Consider the following 11,096-nt stretch of genomic DNA (forward strand, 5'->3'; position numbering starts at 1 on the left):
CTCGGAGGACGTGCGGTGACCGCCGGAATCGCCAGGATCTATCCACAGGCAATCGGGTCCAGAGTGATCGCCAGTGGCGACCACCACCCCCGGCGACGGGGTGACCGGCGGGTGCCCGTACGACGCCGGTGAGAGGATGCTCTTCCGGGCGCGCGGCGGTCAGTCGCGCGGGGGCGTTCCGGCACGCAGGACGGCCGGCGTCTCGCGCCACGCCGGCACACGCTCCTCGAACGCCGCCGCGATGCGCAGGAGCCGCGCCTCCGAGCGCGGGGGGCCGACGAGCTGCAGGCCCACGGGGAGCCCCTCGGGCGTGAACCCGCAGGGCACGCTGAGCGATGCGCCGCCGAGCGGCGTGAACCGCCACGCGGCGCGCATCCAGTCGAGGTAGTCGCCCTGGCGGCTCCCCTCGATCTCGTCGACCCAGCGCCGCTCGGCGGGGAAGGGCGCTGCCGCCGCGGCCGGGGCGGCGATGACGTCGCAGCGGTCGAACAGATCGGCGAATCGGGCGAAGAGGGCGCCCCGCAGCTCCTGCGCGCCCCACAGGTCCGCAGGGGTGATCGTCAGGCCCCAGCGGGCGTTCGCCACGAGCTCGGGCGACATCGCGTCGGAGTGCTCGTCGAGGAGGGCGCCGAACTGCATCGCGTAGGCGAAGGCCCGCGGGATGCGGAAGGCGTCGTCCGCGCCCGCGAGCTCGGCGACGAGCTCGTCTTCGACGACGACGGCCCCCGCCGCCTCGAGGGTGCGGCGGCCGTGCTCGTCGAGCACGCCGCGCACGCGCTGCTCGACGTCGAGGCCGCCGACCGTGGGGCACCAGAGCACGCGCAGCCCGTCGAGGGCGTCGGCTCGCGGGGTCTCGTACGCGATGCGCGCGAACTCGGAGACGTCGCCCGGCTGAGAGAGGGGGCTGCGCCCGGATGCGCCGGCCAGCACGGACAGCAGCAGGGCCGCGTCGCCCGTCGTGCGCGCCATCGGGCCCTTCACGGGCAGCGTGGCCCACGGATCGGCCGCGGGCGCCATCGACACGAGCCCCGGGGTGGGCCGCACGCCGACGACGTTGCAGAACGAGGCCGGGTTGCGCAGGGACCCGCCCATGTCGGAGCCGTCGGCGACCGAGACCAGCCCCGCCGCGAGGGCCGCTGCGGCCCCGCCCGATGAACCGCCGGCCGACCGGTCGGGAGCGTACGGGTTGCGGGTCGTCCCGAACACGGCGTTGAGGGTGTGCGATCCGGTCCCGAACTCCGGGGTGTTCGTCTTGCCGTACGGCACCGCGCCCGCGGCCCTGATGCGCCCGACGACCTCGCTGTCCCGGTGCGAGACGTGGCCGCGGAAGCGCGTCGACCCCCACGTCGTGCGGAAGCCCGCCGCCTCCTCGAGGTCCTTGAACGCCGTCGGGAGACCGTCGAGCGCACCCAGGGGAGCGCCGCTCGCGCGGCGCGCATCGGACGCGGCCGCAGCCGCCTCGGCGATGCCGACGTCGACCGAGACGACGGCGTTCACCTCCCGGCCGACCGATGCCTGGCGCTCCAGTGCGGCGGCGAGCAGATCGCGGGCGGAGACCTCGCCGCGCGCGAGCAGCGCGAGCTGGGCGCGGGCGGTGCTCCGGAGGATGTCGTCCATACGGGTTCCGATCCAGTGAAAGAGACGAACGAGTGATGCTGATCGCAAGAAACAGACATCGAGCTGTTCTGAGTGAACATCATCGTCAGATGCCGCGACGAGAATGTCATCTGCCCGTAACGCGGCGGTGCCGCGTGAGACGATGGCCGGATGCAGCCGCTCGGTGACCTGGACCGCCGTATCGCCGCCGCGCTCCTCCGCGACGGGCGCGCCCCCTGGCGACGGGTCGCCGAGGCGATCGGCGAGCAGGAGCGCACCGTCTCGCGTCGCGGCAGCCGCCTGCTGGCGGACGGCGTCGTCCGCATCCACGCCCTGCCCGGGCCGTGGCGCCTCGCAGGACGGGCTGCGACGCTCGTGCGCGTCCGCGGGGGACTGCGCGTCGTTGAGGCGGTCGCGGAGCATCTCGCCGACCATCCCCTCTCGACGTGGGTAAGCGTGCTCGCGAACCCCGTCGAGTGCGTCGCCGAGCTCTTCCACGGTCCGCAGGATCTGCGCGAGACGCTCAGCGGGATCGAGCGCTCGGCGGGCGATGCCCGCGCCGAGGTGCGCGCGACCCTCCTCCCCGCCTACCACCGCACGGTGAGCGGGTGGAGCCCCGAGATCCTGGCGGCGGGCGAGTACGACGCCGTCGGGACTCGCGAGGATGCCGCTCTCGCGACGACGAACGGGGCGCGCGCTGCCGTCGACGAGCTGACGGCCCGGCTCGTCGACCTGCTGCAGGAGGAGGGGCGGGCGACCGTCGACGAGCTGGCGTCATCGCTCGGGGTGTCGGCGTCGACCGTGAGCAGGCGCATCGACTCCGCGGTCCGCGACGGCCTCGTCTTCATCCGCGCCGTCGTGGACCCCGCGCTGCTCGGCTACCCGTGCGAGGCGGTCATCGAGGTCCGCGCGCGCCCCGGAGCGCTGCCGCGCATCGCCGGCGCCGTCGCCGACGCACCGGAGGTGCGCTGGGCGGCCGACGACGGCTCATCCGTGCTCGCCCAGGCGGCGTGCGCCGATGCGGGGCACCTGGGGGACCTGCTGCACCGCCTGGGTGCGCTCGATGACGTGGTGGACATCTCGGCGTCGCCCGTCGTCGCGGTGGCGAAGCGCAGCACGGTGCGATACCGCGACGGGGTCCCCTCGCCTCGTTGAGGGCGATCGCGTGCCGGCATCCGCCGCCGCCCCGCGGCCTACACGCGGGGCGGCGCGGCTCAGACGAGCGCGTCGCGCTCGAGGTCGATGAGGTGGCGCTTGAGCTCCTCGTCGCCCCCGTAGCCGCCGATCGTCCCATCCGAGCGGATGACGCGGTGCACCGGGACGACGAGCGAGAACGGCGTCGTGCGGCACGCCGTGCCGACGGCGCGCGCGGCGCGCGGCCGACCCGCCATCGCCGCCACCTCGCCGTAGCTCGCCGTCGTCCCGTAGGGGATCTCGCGCACGGCTTCGAGCGCGTCGCGCGCGAACCCCGTCGCCAGACGCCAGTCGAGGCGCGTCTCGAAGGCGCGCAGCTCCCCCTCGAAGTACGCCTCGAGCTCGCCCGCGAGCGCGTCGGCGGCCGCGGAGCCGCGGTCGGGGACGAGCGCTCCCCTCAGCTCGCGCGACACCGCCTCGATCGCCCACTCCGGGTCGGAGCCGACCCGGAGGGCGACGAGCCCGTCGTCCGAGAAGGCGCAGACGGCGTCGCCGATCGGCGTGGGAAGGAGAGCGAACCGGAAGGTCATGCCCTCATCCTTCCGGGACGCCGGCCGCGGCGTGGGCGCCCGCGCGGATCCGGGGACCGACACGCGGGTCTCCGAGGGCTGTGCACGGCGCGTCGCCGAGCCCGGGATTCCGCGAAACTCCGCGGCGCGCGGGCGAGTTCGCATCCTCCGCGCCTACCCTGGCACGTGTGCTGCCCGCTGAAGACGACGCCGTGGAGACCACGGGGCTCCCGCCCGTGACGCCCGCCGACCTGCGCGTCGCCGACCCCGACGCGGCCGTCGCCCACATCGCCTCGTCGGATCGCGACCGGCTGCGCGCCTCGGCGTCGGCGCTCGGCGGTCGATCGCCGCTGCTGCGGTACCGTGCGTCGTCCGACACGGGCATCGAGATCACCAAGGCGCATCCGGGCAGCCTGCCGCAGTTCATCACGGGGCGCTCGACGCTCCTGTCGAACCTCTTCCGCGACGAGGTGGCGCTGCGCACCGCCCGCATCGCCGCCGAGCGCATCACGGCCAAGAACCTCGAGCTGCGCACGGTGCGGGGCATCGACGCCGTCCGACTCGCCGTCGGTCTCGCCGCCTGGCGCGTGGGGGACGAGGACTTCGTCGCGCCCGTGCTGCTGCGGCCCCTGGCCATCCGACGCCACCACTCCGACTTCGAGCTCAAGCTCCACGGGGCGTTCCGCGTCAACCCGGAGCTCGTCCGCATCGCGCAGGACCACTTCGGCGTCGACGTCGACGGAGAGGCGCTCGCGGCGCTCGCCTACGAGGACGGCGTCTTCAAGCCGCAGCCCGTGATCGACCGGCTGCGCGCCATGCTCGCGCACGTCGAGACGTTCAGCGTCAAACCTCGGCTCGTCGTGTCGACCTTCGCCGAGGTCGGCGAGCGGATGGCGCGCGACCTGCGCACGCTCGACCATCCCGTGCTGAACGCCCTCGCGGGCCATGACGACGACCTCTCGCGCCTCGGCGGCGCGTCGGCGCCCGTCGTCGCGCACCCCGACGAGCGGGCTCCCGCATCGGACACGCTCCTCCTCGACGCCGACGCCGAGCAGGAGCGGGTGCTCGCCCGCATCGCGGCCGGCCAGTCGATCACGGTGCACACCCTGCCGGGAACGGGCGGCACGCAGACGATCATCAACGCCGTGGGCGCCCTCGTGCGCGACGGCAAGCGGGTGCTCGTCGTGAGCGCGCGCCGCTCCACGGTCGACGGCATCCGGCACCGGCTCGCGGGGATCGGGCTCGACGGGCTCGCCGTGTCGCCGTCCGACCTGCGCCGCGACCTCATCCGCGCCATCGGGCGCAACGAGAAGGCGACGCAGCCCAAGGTCTCCGACATCGACGACGCCCTCGTCCGGCTGCGCTCGGTGCTGCGCGACTACCGTCGCGCGCTCACGCGCCGCCACGACGACCTCGGCATCTCGGTGCTCGACGCGACCCGCACCCTCACGCGGCTCGCCGCGCTCCCCGTGCCGCCCTCCACGAGCGCCCGGCTGGGCTACCGCGCGCTCACGCAGCTCGCGGGCGACCGCACGAGCGCGGCCGAGACGCTCGCGCTCGCCGCCCGCCTCGGCGAGTTCCGCATCGGACCGGACGAGTCGCCGTGGTACGGGGTCTCGTTCTCGACGACCGACGCCGCCCGCGGTGCGCACCGGATGGCCGGGCGGCTGCACCGTACCACCGTGCCCGAGCTGCTCGAGCGCGGCTACGAGCTCATCTCGCAGACGCGGATGCGGCCGTTCACGACGATCGACGAGCTGGGGGAGTACCTCCGGCTGCTGCACGGCATCCGCGACTCGCTCGACCGCTTCACGCCCGCCGTGTTCGACCGCCCCCTCGGCGAGATCATCACGGCGTTCGCGTCACGTCGCGAGTCGGCGATGCCGGGGGCGCAGCGCCGCCGGCTGAAGCGGCTCGCGAAGGAGTACGTGCGCCCCGGCGTGCACGTGGCCGACATGCACGAGGCGCTCACGCGCATCCAGAACCAGCGCACGCAGTGGCAGGAGCTCGTCGGCCAGGGCGCGATGCCGGAGCTGCCGCTCGGCCTCGCCGACGTGCAGGTCGAGTGGCAGCGGGTCGAGGCCGAGCTGACCGACCTCGACACCGCCCTCGGACGCGGCACGCGTCTCGCCTCGATGCCCGTCGAGCGGCTCGTGCGCACCCTCGCGGGGCTCGCGGCCGACTCCGACGTGTTCGAGAACATCGTCGAGCGCGCCGAGCTGCGCGCCGAGCTCTCGCGCCTCGGCCTCGAGCCGCTGCTGACGGAGCTGTCGGTGCGCCACGTCGACGAGGCGCGCGTGGGGGAGGAGCTCGAGTTCGCCTGGTGGCAGTCCGCTCTCGAGCACCTGCTGCAGACCGATCGCGCCCTGCTCGGCGCCAACACGTCGGTCGTCGACCGCCTCGAGCGCGACTTCCGCCTCGTCGACGAGGCGCACGCCGCGGCATCCGGTCCGCTCCTCGGATGGCAGCTGGCGACGCAGTGGCGCATCGGGATCGTCGACGAGCCGGAGGAGGCCGCGTCGCTCAAGCGCGCCCTCACGCGCGGCGAGGTCACGGCGCATGCCCTGGGGCAGCTCGCTCCGACGCTCTCGCGCACCCTCGCGCCGGTGTGGATCGCGTCGCCGTACGACGTCCCGCTCCTCCCCGAGCACCCCGGCTTCGACGTCGTCCTCCTCGCGGACGCCGGCGCGATCGGCATCGCCGAGGCGGCCCCCGCCATCCGGCGTGCGAACCAGATCGTCGCGTTCGGCGACCCCGTGACGCAGCGGCCGATGCCGTTCGCGGTCGGCGTGCTCGAGACGCCGGACGGACCCGTCGAACCGGCGAGCGCCTTCGAGCGCCTCGCCGATGTGCTGCCGGTCGAGACGCTGACCCGCAGCTACCGCGCAGGCGGCGAGGACCTCGCCGAGCTCGTCAACGACGCGTTCTACGGGGGCGAGATCGTGTCGCTGCCGTGGGCGGGGTCGTACCTCGGGCGCGGCAGCCTGTCGGTCGACTACGTCGAGGGCGGATACGGCGCCCCGGATCCGGAGTCGGGCGCCGTCGAGAGCCCCGACGCCGAGGTCCAGCGTGTCGTCACGCTCGTCGTCGAGCACGCCGTGAACCGCCCCAACGAGTCGCTCATGGTCGTGACCGCCAGCCGCCGTCACGCCGAGCGCATCCGCGCCGCCGTCACGGGGGCGTTCGCCGGCCGCAGCGATGTCGCCGACTTCGTCTCGCGCGAGACGGCAGAGCCGCTCGCCGTCCTCACGCTCGAGGAGTCGGTCGCGGAGAGCCGCGACCGGGTCATCTTCTCGCTCGGGTTCGGCGTGACGAGGCACGGCCGCGTGCTGAGCGACTTCGGCGACCTCTCCACGCCCGACGGCGAGCGGCTGCTGACGGTCGGCATGACGCGTGCGCGGCGGTCCATGGTGATCGTCTCGTCCATCCGGCCCGAGGCCGACGACGGACGCCTGCAGCATGGCGCGGCCATCCTGATGGGGATCCTCGCCGGCATCGACGGCAAGGGGCGCGAGGCGCGGCGTGAGGACGACGCCGATCCGCTCACGCGCGTGCTCGCGCGCGAGCTGCGCAAGCTCGGCGTCGCGGTGGACGTCGACTACCACGGCGTGCTGCCGCTCGTCGCGCAGCGGGCGGGCAAGGCGGTCGTCGTCGAGAGCGATCCCGAGACGCAGGAGGGCTCGCTTCGGGAGGCGCTGCGCCTGCGCCCGCACGCGCTGCGACGGCTCGGATGGCACTACGTGCGCGTGCACGCGTTCGACCTCTACAGCGATCCCGCCGCCGTGGCCGGGCGCATCGCCGCGGTGCTCGGCGTCACGGCCGACACGCCGCGCATCGACCCCGACACCGAGCCGCTCGCGTTCTGATGCCGGACGACGAGCCGCGCCAGCGCGTCGAGCGGGTCGCCGGGGCGCGGCGCGCTCGGCTGACCCGCGTGGCGGGGACGCTCGGCGACGCGGACGCCGAGTCGACCCTGCGAGACGACGACGTCTCGGGAGGCGCGGCGCCCGCGGGCGAGCGCGGCGCGAACGACGACCGGCTGAAGAGGGACCGCCCGCCGCACTGGTGACGCGGCGCCGGCCGGACACGGCCCTGCCGAACACGGCCCTGCCGAACACAATGCAGGAGATCCGGACCCCGCCGCGCGCCGCGACCGCGGAATGCCGCGTGCCGAGGGCGCAGCGGCCGGCGGATGTCCTGCAGCGTGTACGCCGAAGGGCGCCGCCCGAGACGGGACGGCGCCCTTCGGCTGCGGCGACTACTTCGCGGACTGCGCGGCGAGCAGGTCGCGGATCTCGGCGAGCAGCTCCTCCTGCGTGGGAGCGGCGGGGGCCTCCTCCGCGACGCCGAGCTTCGCCTGACGGCGCTCGTTGAGCTTGTTCATCGGGAGCACGAGAGCGAAGTACACGACGGCTGCGACGGCGAGGAAGTTGATGATGGCGGAGATGATCGCGCCGATGCCGAGCTGGGCGGTCGCGAACAGACCCGGGATCTCGATGGTCCAGGTCGCGAGGTCGCCCGACGGCACGAACGCGCCGATGAGCGGATTGACGAGGTTGTCGACCGCCGCGGTGACGATCGCTCCGAACGCGGCGCCGATGACGACGGCGACCGCGAGGTCGATCACGTTGCCGCGAGAGATGAAGTCCTTGAATCCCTGGATCACGGTGGTTGTTCCCCCAACTGCCGACAACGCCGGCGAGATGATGTGCCGCGGCGCGTCAGGATCCGGCCGCGGCGGGAGCGGCGGGCGCTCCCGAACCCGATGATGGCGCAGGACTCGGCGCTGCGCCAGCGCCCGCGCCGGAGGACGACGCGGTATTCCGCGAGTCGGTGCGGTAGAAGCCGGAGCCGTTGAACGTGACCCCGATCGAGCCGTACTGCTTGCGCACGGTGCCGCCGCACTCGGGGCACTCGGTGAGCGACGGCTCGCTGAAGGACTGCACGGCATCGAATCGGTGGCCGCAGGAGGTGCAGGCGTAGGCGTAGGTGGGCATGGGACCTCGTTCGGGCGTGGGTGGCGGGGCGGTCAGTCGCGACGGCCCGCGAAGTGGACGGTGCGCGTCGGCGTGACGACCCCGTCGACGGGCTGGTCGTGCAGATCGCGCGGGACGCGATCGACCAACTCGGAATCATAGATCACCGCGAACACGGGCGGCCTGTGCGCCATCGAGCCGAGGGTCTTGTCGTAGAAGCCGCGGCCCCACCCCATCCGCATGCCGTCGCGGTCGACGGCGGACGCGGGCACGACCATGAGGTCGACGTCGTTCACGGCGATGGGGCCCAGCACCTCGCCGACGGCCTCGGGGATGCCGTACGCGCTGTCGATCTCGGCGCCGCCGGGCTCCGCGACCGTCCAATCGAGCAGTCCGTCGGCGCGTGTGATGGGGAGGAGTACCCGGATGCCCCGGGCGAGCGCCGCGTCGAGGAACGGTCGCGTGCCGGGCTCGGCCGGAGCGGAGAGATAGCACGAGAGCGACCCCGCGCCGAGCTCGGAGACGAGGGCGTCGAGCTGGACGCGGATGCCCTCGGCGGCGTTCTCTCGCCAGGGATCGGTGGTGCGCTGCCGCTGCTCGCGGATCTCCGCACGCAGCGCCTTCTTGGCGTGGTCGAGGTCGTCCGGCATACCCCGATCCTAGGGAGCGACGTAAGGACGGGGAGTGCGATCGGGCTCGGCGCGCCCCATCGCCTAGGCTGATCGCATGGACTCCCCGAAGATCAAGGCGGTCATCCCCGCCGCCGGCCTCGGCACCCGCTTCCTCCCCGCCACCAAGGCGACGCCCAAGGAGATGCTCCCGGTCGTCGACAAGCCCGCGATCCAGTACGTCGTGGAGGAGGCCGTCGCCGCCGGCATCCGCGACGTCCTCATGATCATCGGGCGCAACAAGAACGCGCTCGCCAACCACTTCGACTCCGTCCCGGAGCTCGAGCGCAACCTCGAGAAGAAGGGCGACACCGGGCGCCTCGAGCGCGTGCAGGCCTCGAGCGACCTCGCCGACATCCACTTCGTCCGCCAGGGAGACCCCAAGGGCCTCGGCCACGCCGTGCTGCGCGCCCAGGCGCACGTCGGAGACACGCCGTTCGCCGTCATGCTCGGAGACGACCTCATCGATGAGCGCGACGAGCTGCTCACGACGATGATCGACGAGCAGGCCAAGCGCGGCGCGCAGGTGATCGCCCTCATGGAGGTCGACCCCGACCACATCCACATGTACGGCTGCGCCGACGTCGAGCCCACCGACACCGAGGGGGTGGTCAGGGTGAAGGGCCTCGTCGAGAAGCCCGCCAAGGAGGACGCGCCCTCCAACCTCGCGATCATCGGGCGCTACGTCCTCACGCCCGCGATCTTCGACGTGCTCGAGCGCACCCAGCCCGGCAAGGGGGGCGAGATCCAGCTGACCGATGCGCTGCAGGAGGTCGCCGCCGACGCGTCCGGCCCCGGCGTCTACGGCGTCGTGTTCCGCGGCCGCCGCTACGACACGGGCGACCGCGTCGACTACATCAAGGCGATCATGCAGCTCGCGGCCGACCGCCCCGACCTGGGTCCGGATCTGCGACCCTGGTTCAAGGAGTTCGCGGCCTCCCTCTGAGCCGCCGTCCACGGAGGTCGATGAGCCGGATGGATACCCAGCCCTGGCGTGAGCACGGCGCGGTGTCCATCCGGCTCGTCCGTTCCCGGGATGCGCGCCCCCTGCAGCAGGAGCTGCTCGGCAACCGCTCCTGGCTGCGGCCGTGGGAGGCCACCAATCCCGACGGCCCCGTGTCCTTCGACATGCGCACGGGGATCCGCCGCCTGCTGCAGCAGTACCGCGACGGCGCCGGCGTCCCCATGGTGATGGAGTACGAGGGCGTCGTGTGCGGTCAGCTCAACGTCTGGGGCATCGCGCGCGGATCGCTGTCGTCGGCGACGATCGGCTACTGGGTGAGCGAGCGGTTCGCGGGCCGCGGGATCACGCCGACCGCCGTCGCGCTGGCGACCGACCTCTGCTTCACCGATCTGCGTCTGCACCGCATGGAGATCTGCATCCGGCCGGAGAACGGCCCGAGCCTCCGCGTCGTGCAGAAGCTCGGGTTCCGCTACGAGGGGCTGCGCCGCAAGTACATCCACATCGACGGCGACTGGCGCGACCACTACGTCTTCGCCCTCGTGCGCGAGGAGGTGCCGGAGGGCGTCCTCGCCCGCTGGATCAGCGGACGCGCGCCGTCGGATGCGGCCGCCGTGCCCCCGACCGACACGCTCACGACCTGAGGCGTCATCCGCCCGCAACACGCGCCTGGTAGCTGTGGGGTGTGAGCCTCACCCTGCGCAACGCCCTGTCGGTCTGGTCGGAGGACGAGGAGGGGCCCGGAGACGTGCACGTCGTCGGGGGCGCGATCGCCTCCGCCCCGGCCGACGGGGCCGAGGAGCTCGACGTCACCGGGTGCATCGTCACGCCTGGCCTCGTGAACGCCCACCACCACCTGCTGCAGACGGCGTTCCGCACCCTCCCCGGCACGCGCGGCGTCGCCATGCGCGACTGGCTCCCCACGATGGCGGCCGCGTATCGCGACGCAGGGGTCGACGGCGCGCTCGCGTACGCCGCCGCGCGCGCCGGGATGGCCGAAGCCCTGTTGAGCGGCGTGACGACGGTCGCCGACCACCACCTCACCTGGCCAGACGCCGACGACGGCGTCGCCATCGCGCAGGGCGCAGCGACGGCGGCACGCGAGCTGGGCGGGCGCATCGCGTTCGTACGGGGGACGGCGGGAGACCGTCCCGACGCCGCGGCGCGCAGCGCCTCCGCGATCGCGGAGGCG

11 protein-coding genes are annotated in these 11,096 nt (G+C 73.6%); 6 read left to right on the forward strand and 5 right to left on the reverse strand.

All coding sequences use genetic code 11. The annotated features are described in order from the left end of the window. Positions 1 to 159: 159 nt before the first annotated feature. Positions 160 to 1,617, reverse strand: coding sequence for an amidase (locus ACWGPF_RS16880; protein ID WP_452333893.1), 1,458 nt, complete (start codon positions 1,615 to 1,617; stop codon positions 160 to 162). A gap of 150 nt (positions 1,618 to 1,767) precedes the next feature. On the opposite strand from ACWGPF_RS16880, the gene ACWGPF_RS16885 reads away from it, so the two are divergent. Further along, complete coding sequence (locus tag ACWGPF_RS16885; protein WP_452333894.1) at positions 1,768 to 2,751, forward strand: Lrp/AsnC family transcriptional regulator; 984 nt, start codon at positions 1,768 to 1,770, stop codon at positions 2,749 to 2,751. A 59-nt stretch (positions 2,752 to 2,810) separates the two neighbouring features. Here ACWGPF_RS16885 and ACWGPF_RS16890 read toward each other — a convergent pair whose 3' ends face one another. After that, complete coding sequence (locus tag ACWGPF_RS16890) at positions 2,811 to 3,320, reverse strand: methylated-DNA--[protein]-cysteine S-methyltransferase (protein ID WP_452333895.1); 510 nt, start codon at positions 3,318 to 3,320, stop codon at positions 2,811 to 2,813. A gap of 158 nt (positions 3,321 to 3,478) precedes the next feature. Here ACWGPF_RS16890 and ACWGPF_RS16895 point away from each other — a divergent pair, with 158 nt between their 5' ends. Beyond that, a complete protein-coding gene (locus ACWGPF_RS16895; protein WP_452333903.1) occupies positions 3,479 to 7,165 on the forward strand; it encodes an AAA family ATPase in 3,687 nt (1,228 codons plus the stop codon). Next, positions 7,165 to 7,368: a hypothetical protein gene (locus ACWGPF_RS16900; RefSeq protein WP_452333896.1), complete on the forward strand. Its 204-nt coding sequence runs from the start codon at positions 7,165 to 7,167 to the stop codon at positions 7,366 to 7,368. The genes ACWGPF_RS16895 and ACWGPF_RS16900 overlap by 1 nt, the downstream gene beginning before the upstream one ends. 189 nt (positions 7,369 to 7,557) lie before the next feature. On the opposite strand, the gene mscL is transcribed toward ACWGPF_RS16900, so the two are convergent. Genes mscL through ACWGPF_RS16915 form a run of 3 tightly spaced genes read right to left on the reverse strand, consistent with a single transcriptional unit; the run spans position 7,558 to position 8,925 of the window. Then, the gene (gene mscL, locus ACWGPF_RS16905; protein WP_452333897.1) at positions 7,558 to 7,965 is read right to left on the reverse strand and encodes a large conductance mechanosensitive channel protein MscL; all 408 of its coding nucleotides are present in this window, start codon (positions 7,963 to 7,965) and stop codon (positions 7,558 to 7,560) included. A gap of 55 nt (positions 7,966 to 8,020) precedes the next feature. Then, positions 8,021 to 8,296 (reverse strand): FmdB family zinc ribbon protein, encoded by a 276-nt coding sequence (locus tag ACWGPF_RS16910; protein WP_452333898.1) that lies wholly within the window; start codon positions 8,294 to 8,296, stop codon positions 8,021 to 8,023. A gap of 32 nt (positions 8,297 to 8,328) precedes the next feature. Further along, complete coding sequence (locus ACWGPF_RS16915; RefSeq protein WP_452333899.1) at positions 8,329 to 8,925, reverse strand: 5-formyltetrahydrofolate cyclo-ligase; 597 nt, start codon at positions 8,923 to 8,925, stop codon at positions 8,329 to 8,331. A gap of 76 nt (positions 8,926 to 9,001) precedes the next feature. Here ACWGPF_RS16915 and galU point away from each other — a divergent pair, with 76 nt between their 5' ends. The 3 genes from galU to ACWGPF_RS16930 all read left to right on the forward strand — a co-directional run. Next, positions 9,002 to 9,889 (forward strand): UTP--glucose-1-phosphate uridylyltransferase GalU, encoded by an 888-nt coding sequence (gene galU, locus ACWGPF_RS16920; protein WP_452333900.1) that lies wholly within the window; start codon positions 9,002 to 9,004, stop codon positions 9,887 to 9,889. A gap of 29 nt (positions 9,890 to 9,918) precedes the next feature. Beyond that, entirely contained in the window at positions 9,919 to 10,548 is a 630-nt protein-coding gene (locus ACWGPF_RS16925) for a GNAT family N-acetyltransferase (protein ID WP_452333901.1), read from the forward strand. 41 nt (positions 10,549 to 10,589) lie between these two features. Next, positions 10,590 to 11,096, forward strand: a 507-nt coding sequence (locus ACWGPF_RS16930; protein WP_452333902.1) for an amidohydrolase family protein, incomplete at its 3' end; no start/stop codon positions are given.

This window comes from Microbacterium sp. NPDC055683, assembly GCF_053617895.1.